General features: G+C 35.1%; 23 protein-coding genes. 14 read left to right on the forward strand and 9 right to left on the reverse strand.

What is annotated here, in order from left to right; all coding sequences use genetic code 11:
- The first annotated feature begins 27 nt into the window (after nt 1–27).
- The 4 genes from F1003_RS11220 to F1003_RS11235 are packed head-to-tail and all read left to right on the forward strand — an operon-like array spanning nt 28 to nt 2168.
- Nucleotides 28–537 carry a GFO_1088 family ECF-type sigma factor gene (locus tag F1003_RS11220; RefSeq protein ID WP_155089518.1) on the forward strand — a complete coding sequence of 170 codons (510 nt, stop codon included), beginning with the start codon at nt 28–30 and terminating at the stop codon, nt 535–537.
- Nucleotides 524–1018: a PG0215 family putative anti-sigma factor gene (locus tag F1003_RS11225; RefSeq protein WP_155089519.1), complete on the forward strand. Its 495-nt coding sequence runs from the start codon at nt 524–526 to the stop codon at nt 1016–1018. The genes F1003_RS11220 and F1003_RS11225 overlap by 14 nt, the downstream gene beginning before the upstream one ends.
- 24 nt (nt 1019–1042) lie before the next feature.
- Nucleotides 1043–1615, forward strand: coding sequence for a GFO_1090 family protein (locus tag F1003_RS11230; protein WP_155089520.1), 573 nt, complete (start codon nt 1043–1045; stop codon nt 1613–1615).
- 7 nt (nt 1616–1622) lie between these two features.
- Nucleotides 1623–2168, forward strand: a complete 546-nt coding sequence (locus F1003_RS11235; RefSeq protein ID WP_162306963.1) for a GFO_1091 family lipoprotein — start codon at nt 1623–1625, stop codon at nt 2166–2168.
- A gap of 51 nt (nt 2169–2219) precedes the next feature.
- On the opposite strand, the gene F1003_RS11240 is transcribed toward F1003_RS11235, so the two are convergent.
- The 3 genes from F1003_RS11240 to F1003_RS11250 all read right to left on the reverse strand — a co-directional run bounded on the left by F1003_RS11240 (nt 2220) and on the right by F1003_RS11250 (nt 4415).
- The gene (locus F1003_RS11240; RefSeq protein ID WP_155089522.1) at nt 2220–2420 is read right to left on the reverse strand and encodes a hypothetical protein; all 201 of its coding nucleotides are present in this window, start codon (nt 2418–2420) and stop codon (nt 2220–2222) included.
- Nucleotides 2417–3760, reverse strand: coding sequence for an adenylosuccinate lyase (gene purB, locus F1003_RS11245; RefSeq protein WP_155089523.1), 1344 nt, complete (start codon nt 3758–3760; stop codon nt 2417–2419). The genes F1003_RS11240 and purB overlap by 4 nt, the downstream gene beginning before the upstream one ends.
- Before the next feature lie 85 nt (nt 3761–3845).
- The gene (locus F1003_RS11250) at nt 3846–4415 is read right to left on the reverse strand and encodes a HEAT-like fold family protein (RefSeq protein WP_155089524.1); all 570 of its coding nucleotides are present in this window, start codon (nt 4413–4415) and stop codon (nt 3846–3848) included.
- Nucleotides 4416–4605: 190 nt separating this feature from the next.
- Between F1003_RS11250 and F1003_RS11255 the strand changes: the two genes are divergently transcribed.
- From F1003_RS11255 to F1003_RS11275, 5 genes are all read left to right on the forward strand, one after another.
- Nucleotides 4606–5013: a hypothetical protein gene (locus F1003_RS11255; protein WP_155089525.1), complete on the forward strand. Its 408-nt coding sequence runs from the start codon at nt 4606–4608 to the stop codon at nt 5011–5013.
- Entirely contained in the window at nt 5010–5699 is a 690-nt protein-coding gene (locus tag F1003_RS11260) for a helix-hairpin-helix domain-containing protein (RefSeq protein ID WP_155089526.1), read from the forward strand. The genes F1003_RS11255 and F1003_RS11260 overlap by 4 nt, the downstream gene beginning before the upstream one ends.
- A 65-nt stretch (nt 5700–5764) precedes the next feature.
- Entirely contained in the window at nt 5765–7000 is a 1236-nt protein-coding gene (locus F1003_RS11265; RefSeq protein WP_155089527.1) for a glycosyltransferase family 4 protein, read from the forward strand.
- A 187-nt stretch (nt 7001–7187) separates the two neighbouring features.
- On the forward strand, nt 7188–7631 hold the full coding sequence (locus F1003_RS11270) for a hypothetical protein (RefSeq protein WP_155089528.1): 444 nt from the start codon (nt 7188–7190) through the stop codon (nt 7629–7631).
- A complete protein-coding gene (locus tag F1003_RS11275; RefSeq protein WP_155089529.1) occupies nt 7631–7831 on the forward strand; it encodes a helix-turn-helix transcriptional regulator in 201 nt (66 codons plus the stop codon). The genes F1003_RS11270 and F1003_RS11275 overlap by 1 nt, the downstream gene beginning before the upstream one ends.
- 47 nt (nt 7832–7878) lie before the next feature.
- Here F1003_RS11275 and F1003_RS11280 read toward each other — a convergent pair whose 3' ends face one another.
- Both F1003_RS11280 and F1003_RS11285 read right to left on the reverse strand, forming a co-directional pair.
- The gene (locus tag F1003_RS11280) at nt 7879–8319 is read right to left on the reverse strand and encodes a hypothetical protein (protein ID WP_155089530.1); all 441 of its coding nucleotides are present in this window, start codon (nt 8317–8319) and stop codon (nt 7879–7881) included.
- Complete coding sequence (locus tag F1003_RS11285) at nt 8316–9017, reverse strand: SIR2 family NAD-dependent protein deacylase (protein WP_155089531.1); 702 nt, start codon at nt 9015–9017, stop codon at nt 8316–8318. Before F1003_RS11285 ends, F1003_RS11280 begins: the two co-directional genes overlap by 4 nt.
- A gap of 96 nt (nt 9018–9113) precedes the next feature.
- On the opposite strand from F1003_RS11285, the gene F1003_RS11290 reads away from it, so the two are divergent.
- Genes F1003_RS11290 through F1003_RS11305 form a run of 4 tightly spaced genes read left to right on the forward strand, consistent with a single transcriptional unit; the run spans nt 9114 to nt 11835 of the window.
- Nucleotides 9114–10298, forward strand: coding sequence for a hypothetical protein (locus F1003_RS11290; protein ID WP_155089532.1), 1185 nt, complete (start codon nt 9114–9116; stop codon nt 10296–10298).
- Nucleotides 10299–10358: 60 nt separating this feature from the next.
- Nucleotides 10359–11015 (forward strand): TrmH family RNA methyltransferase, encoded by a 657-nt coding sequence (locus F1003_RS11295; protein ID WP_155089533.1) that lies wholly within the window; start codon nt 10359–10361, stop codon nt 11013–11015.
- A 37-nt stretch (nt 11016–11052) separates the two neighbouring features.
- Nucleotides 11053–11457, forward strand: a complete 405-nt coding sequence (locus F1003_RS11300; protein WP_155089534.1) for a VOC family protein — start codon at nt 11053–11055, stop codon at nt 11455–11457.
- Between the two features lie 15 nt (nt 11458–11472).
- A complete protein-coding gene (locus tag F1003_RS11305; protein WP_155089535.1) occupies nt 11473–11835 on the forward strand; it encodes a VOC family protein in 363 nt (120 codons plus the stop codon).
- A 3-nt stretch (nt 11836–11838) separates the two neighbouring features.
- On the opposite strand, the gene F1003_RS11310 is transcribed toward F1003_RS11305, so the two are convergent.
- The 4 genes from F1003_RS11310 to F1003_RS11325 all read right to left on the reverse strand — a co-directional run bounded on the left by F1003_RS11310 (nt 11839) and on the right by F1003_RS11325 (nt 16305).
- Nucleotides 11839–12642, reverse strand: coding sequence for a carboxypeptidase-like regulatory domain-containing protein (locus F1003_RS11310; protein ID WP_155089536.1), 804 nt, complete (start codon nt 12640–12642; stop codon nt 11839–11841).
- A 179-nt stretch (nt 12643–12821) separates the two neighbouring features.
- On the reverse strand, nt 12822–14639 hold the full coding sequence (locus F1003_RS11315) for a DEAD/DEAH box helicase (RefSeq protein WP_155089537.1): 1818 nt from the start codon (nt 14637–14639) through the stop codon (nt 12822–12824).
- Between the two features lie 260 nt (nt 14640–14899).
- Nucleotides 14900–15727: an alpha/beta hydrolase gene (locus F1003_RS11320; protein ID WP_155089538.1), complete on the reverse strand. Its 828-nt coding sequence runs from the start codon at nt 15725–15727 to the stop codon at nt 14900–14902.
- On the reverse strand, nt 15727–16305 hold the full coding sequence (locus F1003_RS11325; RefSeq protein ID WP_155089539.1) for a non-canonical purine NTP diphosphatase: 579 nt from the start codon (nt 16303–16305) through the stop codon (nt 15727–15729). Before F1003_RS11325 ends, F1003_RS11320 begins: the two co-directional genes overlap by 1 nt.
- A 213-nt stretch (nt 16306–16518) precedes the next feature.
- Between F1003_RS11325 and hpf the strand changes: the two genes are divergently transcribed.
- The gene (hpf, locus tag F1003_RS11330) at nt 16519–16818 is read left to right on the forward strand and encodes a ribosome hibernation-promoting factor, HPF/YfiA family (protein WP_155089540.1); all 300 of its coding nucleotides are present in this window, start codon (nt 16519–16521) and stop codon (nt 16816–16818) included.
- Nucleotides 16819–16914: the final 96 nt, after the last annotated feature.

Genomic DNA, 16914 nt, shown 5'->3' on the forward strand with positions numbered 1-16914 from the left:
TGTATTCAACCACCAATCAAAAAAGTAATGAAGCAGGCAGATTTTGTAAGCTTAGTGATGCCATTTAAGGATAAGGTATTCCGTTTGGCAAAACGTTTACTGGTTTCTCGTGAAGAAGCCGAGGATGCTACGCAAGAAATATTGCTGAAATTATGGAGAAATAAAGAGAAGATAAGTGAATACAAAAATGTAGAAGCTTTCTCAATGACAATGACAAAGAATTTTTGTTTGGATCGGTTAAAATCCAAACAGGCACAAAATTTAAAAATCGTTCACAGTAATTATACCAATAATGACTTGTCATTACAAAAACAAGTAGAAGCTAGAGATAGCGTGGATTGGGTTTCTAAGATTATGGAAGACCTTCCAGAACAACAAAAAATAATAGTGCAGTTAAGAGATATAGAACAGTATGACTATGCTGAAATAGCGGAAATGCTAGAAATGAACGAAACAGCAGTACGAGTAAATTTATCTAGGGCACGTAAAACAATAAGAGAAAAATTGACTAATACACATCAATATGGTATTAAATAATATAGAAAAACTATTAGAAAAGTATAACAATGCTGAGACATCGTTAGCCGAAGAAGCACAACTGAGAGCTTATTTTGAGAGTGATGATGTAGCACCACATTTAGAACATTACAAACCAATGTTCCTATACTTTTCGCAATCGCAACAAGAGCAGTACACAAAAGACGTTCCATTAAAACCTAAGAGAACAAAATTGTATCAATGGATTTCTGTCGCAGCAGTTGCCGTTCTTTTGCTTGGTTTTATTGTTCCGCGAGTTTGGGATAACGAACCAAAAACTTTGGCAGATTATCCGCCAGAGGAACAACAAATGTATTTAGAGGCTAAAGCGGCTTTGGCGATGCTCTCGGATAATTTCAGTGATGGAACCTCGAGTATCAATGCACTAGACTTAGCTTCTGAAAACTTTAATGTAGGCTTAAATAAAGCAAGCCACATTACAGAATTTAGTGAAACAACAAACAAATTATTAAAGAATTAAAACAAAAATTAAAAACAGGAAATCATGAAAAAATTAGTAATTATAGCAGCGGTAATGCTTACATCAATGACCTCATTCAGTCAGAGTGTTTTTGACAGATTTGAAGATTTAGAAGGTGTAACTTCGGTTATCTTAAATCAGAAAATGTTCAAAATGTTAGCGACTATGGGTATAGATATGGATGACCCAGAAATGAAGGAATATGCTGAGATGGCAGCAAGCATTACAGGATTTAAAGTGTTTACTACAGGAGACGAAAGTATCTCGGCAGATATGAAGGCTACCGTAGATAAGTATTTAAAATCGTCTGACTTAGAAGAGTTAATGCGTATTAAGGATGGTGAACAAACCGTTAAGTTTTACGTAAAAGAAGGTAAGGATGAAAACCATGTAAAGGAATTATTGATGTTTATTTCTGGTCTTAAGGAAATGACTAAAGGTGAGAATATAGAAATCAATGGCGAAAAGCGTGAGTTTGAAACTGTAATTATGACCTTAACTGGTGATATAGATTTGAGACAGATTTCAAAAATCACAAATCAAATGGATTTTCCAGGTGGAGAGCAGTTAAAGAAAGCTGGCGAAAAGAATGACTAATAAAATTATGATACAATCAATCAAAAAATCAATGGTATTGTTGCTTTTGGCTGTGGCTTTTACAAGCTGCAACCAAGGGCCAACATTGCAAACCTATTTTGTGGATAATGAGCTAAAACCAGGTTTTATATCTGGTGACATACCTGCAAGTTTTATCGATGTTGAAAAAGTAGAACTCACAGATGAGCAAAAAGAAGCTTATGAGTCTGTTGACAAACTTAATATTTTAGCTTTTACCCTTGGGGAAGATAATAAGGAGGAGTATAAAGTAGAGCTAGAAAAAGTTAAAGCTATTTTAAAGGACTCAAAATATCAGGAACTGATGCGAGGTGGCAACACTAAGGATGGTAAGTTTATGGTGAAGTTTATAGGTGATGTAGAGAATATAGATGAGCTTATTGTCTTTGGAAATGCTAACGATAAAGGTTTTGTCGTAGCAAGAGTTTTAGGTGATGATATGAATGCTGGTAAGTTAATGTCCTTGCAATCCGTATTGAAAGACATGAACTTTGATGACAGTAACTTAAATGGAATAAAACACTTTTTTAAATAAACTGACAATATTTATTTAAAATGTTAATGCGAATCGTCTTGGGGAATTTCTTCAGGACGATTTTTTTTTATCATTATTCTTAAGGGCATGGATGAGTGCAATAACTAGCAAAACCGCAAAACCTGTAAATAATAAGGCTTTCATTATAAAATAATCTAGAACATCAAATAAGCCAGCTACAAAAAAACCAATACTAACAAAAGCAACGACGCTAAGTGCTATGGAATTTCTATTTATTGGAAATAACTTCATATACCCGTATAATTACTTGGTGTAATTCTTTTGAGTTCAGATTTAATGGCATCCGAAACCTCTAATGTATCAATAAAATTTGAAATGGATTTTTGTGTAATGGCTTCATTGGTTCTCGTCAACCCTTTTAACGCTTCATAAGGATTTGGATAACCTTCACGCCTTAATATTGTTTGAATCGCTTCAGCCACTACAGCCCAATTGTTTTCAAGATCTTGTACAAATTTAGCCTCGTTCAACAATAACTTGCCCAAACCTTTTAAAGTGGATTTAAAACCAATAAGGGTATGGCCAAAAGGTACACCAACGTTTCTTAACACTGTACTGTCAGTAAGGTCGCGCTGTAATCTCGATATCGGTAATTTTGCTGATAAATGCTCAAAAATAGCATTGGCAATACCTAAGTTGCCTTCGCTGTTTTCAAAATCTATTGGGTTTACTTTATGAGGCATAGCAGAACTGCCCACTTCACCTTTTTTGATTTTTTGCTTAAAGTAATCCATGGATACGTAGGTCCAAATGTCTCTATCTAAATCTATGATAATGGTGTTGATGCGCTTTAAGGCATCAAACAAAGCTGCAGCATGGTCATAATGTTCAATTTGAGTTGTTGGGAACGAATGCTGTAAACCTAATTTCTCCTGAACGAATTTTGTTCCGAAGGCTTTCCAGTCAATATTTGGATAAGCTACTTTATGCGCATTAAAGTTTCCGGTGGCACCACCAAATTTTGCAGCACTTGGTACATCATTCAATAAATTAAATTGTTCCTTTAGTCTTACTGCAAAAACCTCAATTTCTTTACCCAATCGTGTTGGTGACGCTGGTTGTCCATGTGTTCTTGCCAACATTGGTATATCTGACCATTCTTTGGCTAAAGCTTCAATTTTCTCTAATAATGTATGGTATTCCGGAACATAGACATCATTCATAGCTTCCTTAATACTTAGAGGAATAGCTGTGTTATTAATGTCTTGAGATGTCAATCCGAAGTGGATAAATTCTTTATAATCCGCTAAATCCAAGGCGTCAAATTTCTCTTTTATAAAGTATTCAACCGCCTTTACATCATGATTGGTAACCTTTTCAATTTCTTTAATCGCTGAAGCATCAACAGGTGTAAAATTCTTATAAATAGCCCTTAAGTCATCAAAAACAGAATGCGAAACAGACTCTAGTTGAGGTAGTGGCAATTCGCACAAAGCGATAAAATATTCAATCTCTACTAAAACACGATATTTAATCAATGCTTCTTCAGAAAAATAGTTGCCTAAAGCTTCTACTTTAGATCTATATCTGCCATCTATTGGTGAAATTGCGCTAAGTGCCGTAAGTGCCATTTGAGTTGGTTTTTTGAAGCGTCAAAGATAGCAAAGTTAGCTAGAAGCACGAAGCGTGGAGTCATAAGTTTTTGTAATTTGGTATTTAGTTTTTGGGTTTTATTTTTTTTAGGATATGTCTTGCTCTTGCTTTAAATCCTGAACTTTGCATCTGAAAGTCACGCTCTAAGATCATTGCTAATTCTGGATGAATCCAATCATATTCATTACCGAGTAGATACAAAGAGTTCATGGAATAGGCTTTGGGTGCAATTTTTTCGTCGTTAATCATCCAATCAAAACAGGCTTCAACAATTTTCTCTTTGTGTTGTTCAGTTAGTGCAGATTTAATTTTATTGTCATGCTTTGAGTAGTAATCTTTAATAAGATATTCACAAACTTTGGCTACTGGTCTAACGGCAGGATCTAAATGTACTTTCGCAATATTTTCCGTAAATAAATTGAGATGTGGAATAATGGCTTCTAGTTTTTCGCCACACATAAATTCAAAAACCCAGGCGGCTCTGCACGAAATTTTATCATCAACTTCAAAAAGAATTTCTAAGAGTGGTTTTACTAGTTGTGGATTGGCAATAACTAGATTTGCATAGTGCAAGCGCTTTTCGCGCGAATGATTCACGTAGTTAAGTTCATTATATAGTTGGTCTTTCGTCAAAAAAGAAAAAGCTTTTTAGTTTAATTTTGATTAGCTTCGAAGTATAAATTTATCAATTTTACCGCTAAAAAATAGTTTCGGATAAAAATGAATTAATTTTATTTAGAATTTATCTAAATAATTTTTATTTCCAGTCATTCGTGTGTAATTTTGTAACATCATACTAATAAAAATAGATACTAAACATCAATTGAGCTTAAAGAAAGTTATTTTATCTGCTTTTATTTTAATGGTAATAGGTACCGTATTAGAATTGTATCTTTTGGATCATTATGAAAGTCTTTCACAACTTATTCCAATACTTTGCACTGGCTTAATTAGTTTAACTGTAATTCTTCTAATTTTTTATAGAACTAGATGGATAAAGAACTTTTTTAAATGGCTTCTTTTAATTACTGCACTTAGTGGTATTTATGGTTTTTATTTGCACCTGGATGCCAATTTTGAGTTTGAGCGTGATATGAAGCCGACAGCAAATAATTGGGATCTGTTTATAGAGAGTTTGTCTGGTGCATTACCAGCATTGGCACCTTTTAGTATGGTAGTTTTAGCATTAATTGGATATTCATATTTAATACTTATAAATCAAAAACAATGAAAAATATAACAAAGTTACTCGTAGTATGCGTTTTAATAGGCCTAAGCCTAACATCTTGTAAAAATTCGAATGAAGAAAAACAAGAAATAAACAACTCAGCAGAAACGACTGAAAAAGAAATGACAAAAGAGACAGAAGCTGAAACTAGTACAGTTTTAAATGCAAATCTTGCTACCGAAGCCGATTTGCAGGGATTAGGACTATCTTCAGAAATCGTTTCTCAAATTTTAGAAAAAAGACCTTTTGTTGATATGAAAGATTTGGATGCGATGCTAGAAGGTGAAAATAAAGAAGAACTTTATAAAAAAATGTTCGTTCCCTTTAATCTAAATACAACTGCTGAGGCTGATTTTAAGATGATTCCTGGTGTTGGAGATAAAATGGCGCATGAGTTTGAAGAGTACAGACCATACATTAGCATAAAGCAGTTTAAGAGAGAAATTGGTAAGTACGTAGATGATGAGGAAGTAGAACGCTATTTAAACTATGTGTTCGTTCCTGTAGAATTAAACACGGCTTCAGAAGAAGATATTAAGGCACTGCCAGGTGTTGGCAATCGTATGGCGCACGAATTTGAGGAATACAGACCTTACAAAAACCTGGACCAATTTAGAAAAGAAATCGGGAAATACGTAGATGATAAAGAGCTTAAGCGTCTCGAGCGTTTTGTTTATTTAAAGGATTAGAAAACACATAATGTATTCTACATCTAAATATTTATACACTATTCACTTTAATTTAAAAGGTTGTTATGTCAAATAGCAACCTTTTAATTATTGGTTTTGTATGGCCAGAGCCCAACAGTTCTGCTGCAGGAAGTCGGATGTTGCAGCTTATAGAGCAGTTTCAAAAGCAAGGTTTTGACATTACATTTGCTTCTGCGGCAAAACCATCTCAAAACACGTTTAATCTTTCTGGTATTGGTGTTAAAACTCGAGTTATCGTATTAAATGATTCGTCTTTTGATATATTTATTACAGAGTTGAATCCAGAGGTTGTAATGTTCGACCGCTTTATGACTGAAGAACAATATGGCTGGCGCGTGGCAGAGCATTGCCCAAATGCACTACGAATTTTAGATACCGAAGATTTCCACGGCTTAAGAAAAGCTAGGGAATTGGCTTTAAAGGATGGAGTGGAAGTGACGGTTGAACATTTGCAAAACGATACTACCAAACGTGAAATTGCCAGTATCTACCGATGTGACTTAAGTTTAATGATTTCTGAGGCTGAAATCGAAATTCTGACTGAGCAGTTCAATATTGATACAAACTTAGTACACTATTTGCCGTTTTTACTAGACCCAATTTCTAAAGACACTAATACGCAGTTACCAACTTTTGAAGATCGACAACACTACATCACAATCGGTAATTTTTTGCATCCACCCAATTACGATGCGGTTTTGCATCTAAAGCAAACTATCTGGCCATTGATAAGACGAGAACTACCAAAAGCAGAATTGCATATTTATGGCGCTTACGAATCTCAAAAGGTTACACAATTAAATAATGAACAAGAAGGCTTTTTAATTAAAGGCTTTGCCCAAGATGTCAATGAAGTGATGCAAAAATCTACAGTATGTTTAGCACCATTGCGTTTTGGAGCAGGACTCAAAGGTAAACTCGTTGATGCTATGCAAAATGGTACACCATGTGTTATGTCTAGTATTGCAGCAGAAGGTATGTTTGGCGAATTGGAAGCAAATGGATTTATAGAAAATGATGCTAAAGCATTTGCTGAAAAAGCTATTACGTTATACAATGAATCTGAAGTTTGGCAAAACAAGCAACAAAATGGTTTTAAAGTAATTAACGAGCGTTTTAATAAAACAGATTTTGAATCTGGTTTTGAAAATAGAATAGATGAGCTTATAAAAAATCTAAAAAGCCATCGTCAAAATAACTTTATTGGTAATTTGTTGCAACATCAAACTCTGCAAAGTTCTAAGTATATGAGCAAGTGGATTGAGGCTAAGAATAAGTGATTTTGAGTTTCGTTAATGTCTCTGATAAAAAATCGTTTCAATGTTTTTTATCAAGCGTTAACGAAGTTAGCTGAAAATTTTTACAAAGCCAAGTTTCAATAAAACCATTTGCAAAACCCAATAATGTAAAGTATATTTGTCATATAGTAAAAATAATTTTACTTAATAGAAAATATATTTGTCAATTATGAATGCAAAAAAACTAATGGATTGTGAGCGTACCAAAATCGAAAAATGGTCTGAATTTCAGTTACCAAATGTTTGGAAATTAAGAGGTACAATTATTTGTCTTCTGATTTTTGGAATTATGATAGCTTTAAAATTTATAGATAATGAGCCCTTATGGCTCAAGGATGTTTTGCGAAAAGGGTTGCTGGTGGGACTTTTAATCGTAACCTTATCTAAAGAGAAAATAGAAGATGAAATGGTTACAACATTGCGATTTAAGGCTTACACCTTAGCATTTATTATGGCTGTTATGTACAGTTTAATTCAACCTGTTGCAGACTATATCGTAAACAATTTTATTTATGAGGCGTCTAAGCACAATGATTTTAGTTACTTTCAGGTCTTGTCTTTTATGCTAATTATCCAAATTATGTTTTTTGAAATATTAAAACGTAACAGATAATGGAAAATACAATTAAAGTAGAACGTGCCATTTTAGATTTAACCCAAGATGATTTGGCAAAGAAAATTGGAGTGTCTCGCCAAACCATTAATTCCATTGAAGCTAATCGATATGTGCCTTCTACGGTTTTGGCTTTAAAGTTATCAGAGGTTTTTGGAAAGCCAGTGAACGACTTTTTTAAACTGAGCAAAGATGATTAATTTAATGGGCTTTTTGGTTTCAATATTAATTAATTGCTTAATAATTCTTATTTAGAATTAGGTTGTGCCGCTTCAACTTCTGCCCAAGTTCCCCAAATGTTTTTTAGTAACGCTTTAAACTGGGTACTATCCTTAGTTTTTTCAATACTATCAAACAATACGTGCATTTCCCCTCTTAAATCAGAATATGCTTTTGTAAATTCACCCATACGGTCCCAAGCAGAAATGTGGCCTTCAAAAGCCGTACTGAATGCCTCTGGACAACCTTCAAAATTAAGATTTTGCATGGCTTTAGTGTAATTTTCAATGGTCTGATGCAACGTTATTGTTTCGCACTCATGGTTTCTGGTTTTACCAAGTTCACTATCCTTTGCTAAAACAGATTCAATACAATCCGTTTCATTTATTGTATTATTTGCTTTTTTACTGTTTTGACAACAGTACAAAGACAACAAAAAGAGAATTGTATAAAGTTGATTCGTTTTCATATCATATCGGTTTTTAAAATGGTTAATAAATCTTTCATGCCTTCTGTGGCAGATTTAGCTATAACATTCACATTACCATCATTGCTTATAGCTGGTCTAGGATCTATATAATAAATGACAGTGTCTGGTTGTACATAATTAATTAAACTAGCAGCAGGATACATTTGCATACTTGTACCTATAATAATAAGAATATCAGAAGCGTAGCAAATTTTAACGGCAGTTTCGATCATAGGTACATCTTCGCCAAACCAAACAATATGAGGGCGTAATTGATAACCTTCATTACACAGATCACCAAGATTAATATCTTCAGTCCAAGTTTTAATGTCGTTAGGGTTGCCAGTACTTCTTATTTTCAGTAATTCACCATGTAAATGCACCACATCAGTACTTCCAGCACGTTCGTGCAGATCATCTACATTTTGCGTAATAATGGTCACCTTGTAATCCTTTTCTAGCGCAGCTAAATCTCTATGTGCTTGGTTGGGTTCTACTTCTTTTAGCTGTCGTCTTCTTTGGTTATAAAAATCTAAAACCAATTCAGGGTTTTTTCTAAACCCTTCAGGTGAAGCCACTTGCATAACATCATGTCCTTCCCAAAGACCATCATGGTCCCTAAAGGTTTTAACACCACTTTCGGCACTCATACCAGCTCCTGTCAATACAACGATGTGTTTTTTTTCGTGTTGGCTCATAATGTCATTAAATGAGTTAAAATAGATTGCTTTATAGCAAAGTTAATCTTTGATTTTAATATAAGTTTAGACTAAATCTCAAAAACTATTATACTTATGAAAAACATTTTAAAATTTACAATAATATTTTTTATCACATTAGGCTTTACAAGTTGTAGTCTAGATGATGACGGAAATGTTATTGGTCCGACAGGCAATTCCAAAACTTACGCATTAGTGTCCGTAGATGACCCTAATATTTTTGGAACAGCCAGATTTATAGAAAATAGTAATAATTCTACGACCGTTGAGTTAGAGCTTGTAGGAACACCAAGTGGTGGAATGCATCCTGCTCATATTCATTTTAATTCTGCTGCAGAAGGTGGTGATATCGCCGTAACCTTAGGTACTGTTGATGGTTCTACTGGATTTAGTACGGTTATTGTTAGCGAATTAGATGATGGTAATCCGATTACCTATGATCAATTAATAACATTTGATGGCTACATTAATGTACACTTAAGTGCCAGTGATTTAGGAACACTAGTGGCTCAAGGTGATATTGGTGAGAATGAATTGACAGGAGAATCCAAAGTTTATGCATTAGACTCGGTAGATGATCCTGCGATTTCTGGTACGGCTACGTTTCAAGAACGTGTTAATGGTGAAGCTTTAGCTATCATCGATTTAGAAAATACTACAGATGGAGCTATGCATCCAGCGCATATACATGCTAATACAGCTGCTGAAGGTGGTGATATAGTATTTACGTTTAATTCTGTTGATGGAACCACTGGTGTGAGCAAAACCAATGTAGATGCTATTGCTTACGTGGATATTTTAGACTACGATGGTTACATTAACGTTCATTTAAGTTCAAGTGACTTAGGAACGCTAGTTGCCCAAGGTGATATTGGACAGAATGAATTGACAGGAGAATCTAAGGTCTACGTACTAAATTCAGTGGATGTACCTACAGCTTCTGGTACAGCAACCTTCGAACAGCGTGTTAATGGTGAAGCACTAGCAACCCTGGATATAATTAATAGCGTGGATGGTGAAATGCACCCAGCACATATACATGCTGGTAGTGTTGCTACTGCACCTGGTGCAATTTTATTTACTTTTAATTCTGTAGATGGTACAACTGGTGTTAGTAAAACCAATGTGTCTGCCTTAGATGATGAAACTGCATTTGGCTACGATGATGTTTTAACAGTTGATGGCTATATCAATGTACATTTAAGCGCAGCTAATTTAGCCACCTTAGTTGCTCAAGGAGATATTGGTATTAATGAATAATACATTTCAATATTTTATATTAAACCTAGCTTTACGGCTAGGTTTTTTTATTTTTATCCTATGTCAGATTTAAAACTTCTCAATCACTTAGAGTCCTATCTCACTGAGCACAGAAAACAACGGTTTCAAAAGGTTTTAGCACAGCGCACTAAACATTTTACTGTAGCAACAGAAGATGTCTATCAATTGCATAATACAAGTGCTGTGATTCGTTCTTGTGACGTGTTTGGCATACAGGAGGTTAATGTTATAGAGGAGGTCAACTCAAAACGTATAGATAGGGAGATTGCCATGGGAGCCCAAAAATGGGTGGATCTAAATCGATATCACTCCACAAAATCCTGTATAGAAGATTTAAAATCCAAAGGTTATCAAATTGTAGCGACAAGTCCACATGCTGAAGATTGTGATCTTATTGATTTTGACATTTCCCAAAAAGCTTGTTTTTTCTTCGGAAGGGAAACCGAAGGGCTTTCGCAACACGTTTTGGACGAGGCAGACTGCTTCCTGAAGATTCCCATGGTTGGTTTTACAGAGAGTCTTAATATTTCTGTATCTGCTGCAATTATTCTACAGCATGTGACTTCAAAATTGCGTAAATCTGAAATCGATTGGAAATTGACTGAAAAGGAATGGATTGAAAAACGATTCGACTGGATTAAAAAGACCATTAAAAATTACGACTCCATCGTAGAACGATACCATTCACAACGCTAATTTTCGTAACTTTAAGAACTAACTAAATTCAATAATTATGAAATGTGATGTCTATCTTTCTTTTGATGGTAATTGTGAGGAGGCAATAGACTTCTATAAAGATGTTTTTGACGGAGAATACCAAGTCATGATGCGGTATAAGGATGGCCCACCTGAATATAGCAAGCCCGAGATAGAAAATAAAATTATGCATGCTACTTTATCCTTTGGAAATGGTTGTGAGTTAAAAGCGTCAGATAATTTTTTTAAGCCTATAAATAAAGGTAATAACTACCATGTTAGTATCGCTGCTGATGATGAAGAGCAAGGCTATGCCATTTTTTCTAGTTTAATGGAAGATGGTGAAGTAACTATGCCTTATAATGATGTATTTTGGGGAGGGAAATTTGGAAGTGGAGTTGATAAGTTTGGTATTCAATGGATGATTAGTAGTCCACATTAACAAAAACATATAATTATGATAGGATGGTTCGAAATTCCGGTTAGCGACATGAGTCGTGCAAAAAAGTTTTACGAAACCGTATTTAAGGTAGAAATTCAGGAAGTGGATTTTGGCGGTATGTTAATGGGTTGGTTCCCCAATCACAATGATGGTCATGGTGCCACAGGCACATTAATTAAGCAAGAGTCTTATATTCCAAGTCAAGAAGGAACATTAGTCTATTTTATGTGTGAGGATGTACAGAATGAATTGGATAGGATAGAAGATGCAGGAGGAAAAATCTATCAGCCAAAAACTAAAATCTCAGATGAACACGGTTTTATGGGAGCTTTTATAGATACTGAAGGCAATAGAGTTGCCCTTCATTCCAGTAAATAGGAATTATGCCTTATCTTTTTTCTTTTTACGGTCTTTACTACGCTGAATCACTTTGTATTCTTCGTAGCATTCACTTATGGCATCTAAAATTTGAAGATCGTTGGCCGTATTTATAAAGTCTTTTGAGTAGTTACATTGGTTAACGATTTCATCTAAATCATATTTAGTCACCTGAAGCAATACCATCAACATTTCCCTATCAAAACGTTTTGCTAACTGATTCCTAATCTCGTCATCTTCCTTAATCTTTTTAAGCTTGTGCATCTCGTTTGGTTTTTTTCCAAACATATTATAGAGGAAGTCTGCTGGATTAAAAATAGCGCCCAAGACTTTGGTGGCAATATTAGGTTTACCACCTTCATAAGCTTTACCGTATAAACCAGAAATTCTATATTGATTATTGTTGCGAATAGGAACCTGTTTCATATCCACTTCTAAATAACCCGTAAGTTCAAGGGATTTCACCGTAACTTCTTCTAGCGCCAATGCCAATTCGGTCATAACTATTTCAGTATTTCCAAATTTTAACCAGTCATTGGTTACACGGACTTTGATGGATTTATAGCCTAGATACGATAAGTGCAAGGTATCATTGGCTTTAGCCTTAATCTCAAATTCACCGTTTTCATCCGTAGCCACACCTACAACTTGGTTAATATTCACAATATTAACATCACTTAAAGGCTCTTCTGATGTAGAACTTACAATAGTTCCTTTAACCGTCTCGGGAGTTTTTGTGGCTGTGCTGTCTTGGCTATAGCTGTAAACTGTAGTAAAACAAAATAATATAATTAGTAAATACCGCATTTGTGTCGATTACGTTGTAAAGGTACTAAACAAAACGGATTTTAACATATCGCTATTGCGATTTGACTTAATATTAACAAAATAGGGCTATGCCTAAATCTCAAAAAACATAAACTAAAAATCAAATTCCAATACATGTATTATATATTGGAATTTAGTCTTTGTGATTTGAAATTTTATTAACGTCTAGAACGTCTTGGTCTATCAGAAGCCGACTTAGAACGTCTCGGTTTTGGACTATCAGAACGCTTTCTATCGTTTCTGTCTGAATCACCGCTTCTGCGAGAACGTCTTTCGCTTCTTGGTTTATCATCGCGTCTGCGACCTCCACCACTAGAGCGTCTATCACTTCTTCCACGACCTTTATCTCGTCTTCCACCTCCGCTACGGCCTCGGTTTTCACTGACCTCTACATTTACAAAACGACCATCGTGTTTGTAATCTGTAAAGAATGTCAATACTTTTTCCTGAAGTGCTTTTTCGGTATTAAAGAATGAAAAACTATCCTTTACATCTACTTTAAAAACATCATCTCTGCCTAGTTCTAAAACTTCTTTTAAGAAATCCTTTAGCTTCATCCAATCGTAACCATCTTTACGACCTACGTTGATAAAATAACGCGTGTCATCTGATGATTTACCATAATCGCGGCCTCCGTCAGAGTCTCTCGAATCTGAAACGGCCAAATCTTTCGATTTTTGGTAATAATTAAAGAAGCGCGAAAATTCCACCGAGAAGAATTTTTTAATCAACTCGTCTTTGTCGGTATCTTCAAACAATTCATTGATACTGTCTAGGTACTTATCAATTTCATTACTGACTTCTGTATTGTGAATTTTATTTGCCAAGCTCATTAATTGCACTTCGCAGATTTCCATACCAGAAGGAATGTCTTTCTTTTCGAACTGCTTTTTAATAATGCGCTCAATACTTTTTATCTTTCTAACTTCACTTTTAGAAACAATAACCATAGAGACACCAGTTTTACCAGCACGTCCTGTACGACCAGAACGGTGTGTATAGGTTTCAATCTCATCTGGTAATTGGTAATTGATAACGTGTGTAATGTCATCTACATCGATACCACGAGCGGCAACATCTGTAGCCACAAGCATTTGAATCTGCTTGTTTCTAAAGGATTTCATCACCAAATCACGTTGGTTTTGACTTAAATCTCCGTGTAATGCACCAGCAGAATAACCATCTTCAATTAAGTTTTCGGCTACTTTTTGGGTATCGCGTTTTGTTCTACAGAAAATTACAGAAAATATATCTGGATTGGCATCTGCCAAACGTTTTAAGGCTTGATAACGGTCTCTGGCATTGACTAAATAATACTCGTGCGAAACGTTGCTGGTGCTTTCGTTTTTGTTTCCTACAGTGATTTCAATAGGATCGTACATAAACTTTTTGGCAATACTAGACACTTCTTTTGGCATCGTAGCCGAAAACAACCATGTACTTTTGTCTTCTGGTGTATGTGAAAGGATATCGGTAATATCTTCATAAAAGCCCATGTTGAGCATTTCATCAGCTTCGTCCAATACGCTGTATTGAATTTTTGAGATATCGACCAGTTTTCTACTGATCATATCTTTCATACGACCTGGTGTCGCTACAATAATTTGCGCTCCACGTTTTACTTGTTTGGCTTGGTCTGTAATGCTTGCACCACCATAAATGGCAACAACGTTTAAGCCTTTACAGTACTTGCCATAAAGCTTAAGTTCGTTGGTAATTTGTAAACAAAGCTCACGCGTAGGTGATAGGATAAGCCCTTGTGTGGTTCTACTATCTACATCAATTTTTTGTAGCATAGGGAAACCAAAGGCAGCTGTTTTACCAGTACCTGTTTGTGCCAGTGCCACAAGGTCGCTTTCTTTTTCTAATAAAACTGGGATGGCTTTGTCTTGGACTTCACTAGGTGTTTCAAAACCTAAATCCGTAATAGCCTTAAGAAGGTCTTCATTAAGACCTAATTCTTGGAATGTGTTCATTCTAATAAGTAAGTATTCGATAACGTTATGCAGTGTTACATAAGAAGTGTATCGACATACTTAAACCTTAGACTTCCGGTAACACATCCTCACTCTGAGGAGTACTCAAAATACAATCTTTTGATTTTGAAGTTGCAAAGGTAGGGGAATTAATTGGATTGGCAATTTTTGGTTACGCTTATCGTCTATTAAGTCAAATTTGTCTTTTGTTTAAGAAAATCAATAATTCATTTAACTGCTTAGTTATAAGCAATCAATAATTAGTTATCTTTATCAAATAACACCTCAAAAGCACCATAAACCGACAAATGCAAAGTATCGCCATGGTCTTGTGCTTCTAAAAATTGAAAGTACACTTTGGTGTTCTCTTTTTTATTGGCCTCTAAGTTTTGGTATAGGGATTTGGCATCACGTTCCATAATCTCACCTTCTTTACCCACAGCGACATAAATTTGCTTTTCAGAATGATAGGCTTTAGGTTCTAGTTTTAAAAGTGATTGGTTGTCCCACCATAAACTTGGGCTTACAATGATATAGTTATCAAACAACTCTGGTTTATTGTACAGAATTTCTGTGGCCAATAAGCCTCCCAAGGATTGCCCAATGATGGTTGAAGTGCCTTCTATTCTGTAATGTTCTTGTATAAAGGGTTGAAGGTCTTTTTCGATAAAATTGATAAAATTCTCGGATTTGCCAGATGTAGGAAAGTCTTTTTTATCTTGCGCAATAGTGGTTGGGTAGGTGAAATCGCGTTTTCTGTCCACATTGGCAATGCCTACAACTATGGATTCTGGTACCATATTAATCCAAGAAAACGACCCGAATTGTACAATCCCAGCGATATGGATAAAATCTTCGTCTAAAGCGCCATCCAACAAATAAATTACGGGATAGGTTTTGGTGGAGTCCGCCACGTAGTTTTGAGGTAAATATATATTGAGGGTACGGTTTTCATCCAGCACTGCAGAATGGAATGTGACTGTTTCGCCAATGACGAGTGGTTTTGTTTCTGGTAATTTTGAGTCGTCTTGAGCTGATACTTTGATTGCTGTAAGCAGTATCAACAATATACATAAGTGCTTTTTCATTATTGTAATGTATTAAGATGGAAAATAAGTAATGCAATTGCTTTTCCTCTATGTCCTATTTTATTTTTAAGTTCTAGATCCATCTCGGCAAAGGTGTCTTGGTAGCTCTCTGGTCTAAAAACAGGGTCGTAGCCAAAGCCTTTGTCACCGTGTTTTTTGTTGGTGATTTCACCTTTGCAAATGCCTGTAAAGGTTTCGAGTTTTCCGTTAAGGTGTAAGGCGATGACGGTTTTAAATTGGGCTTTTCGGGAGTCTTTGTTTTCTAACGCTGAGAGCAGTTTGTCCATGTTATCATCTGCATTGCGCTGCGGACCAGCATAACGTGCCGAAAACACACCAGGCTCACCATTTAGGGCTTCCACCTCTAAACCTGTATCATCTGCAAAGCAATCGAAGCCATAATTGGTTTTAACGTATTCCGCCTTTTGTATGGCATTGCCTTCTATGGTAGGTTGTGTTTCTGGGATATCTTCAATACAAAGGATATCTGCCAAGCTTAATAATTTGATATGTTTAGGTACTAAAGCCTGGACTTCCTTTAGCTTGTTTTGGTTATTGGTGGCGAAGACGAGTTGCATGGATTAAGAATTTAACCCAAATATAAATTTATTTTATAGGAATTAAGTTTTTTATTTCAAAAGGACAGTGATAATGGTATACCATAATAAATCTGTCTTTCAGGTTTTCAGCCATTTATAATTTTAATGCTTTTTTATGACAAATGTCAGTGGTAAAAAGCCTTAAATTTTGTATCTTAGAGTTAGCTAATATTAACTTAAAAAGTAAGAACTATGACCGTAAATTTTCAGTATGTAAACACCGATGTAAGTGAAGCGTTATCTACGTACATCCAAGAAAGATTGGATAAATTAGCTAATAAATATGAGTTTCTAATATCCGCGCAAGTATATATAAAACACAATGATAAAAACCATGATGCTGGAAAAATCTGTAATATAGAATTGAGCTTACCTGGCCCGAGACTGTTTGCCACCTCAAATGAGCACACCTATGAGTTGGCAGTTAATCAAACCATTAGCGATCTAAAAAGACAATTGGAAAAACGGAAAGAGATTTATAAAGTCTATTAAGAAAAATGCTCAGAATAGAGTTTTGTTTAACGTTCTTTACGCTTAGGTTTATTAAATAGCCTAAAACAATATGTTTCATATATAGTTGAAATACAG

It is taken from the genome of Winogradskyella ouciana (assembly GCF_009709615.1).
Taxonomy (GTDB): Bacteria; Bacteroidota; Bacteroidia; order Flavobacteriales; family Flavobacteriaceae; genus Winogradskyella; species Winogradskyella ouciana.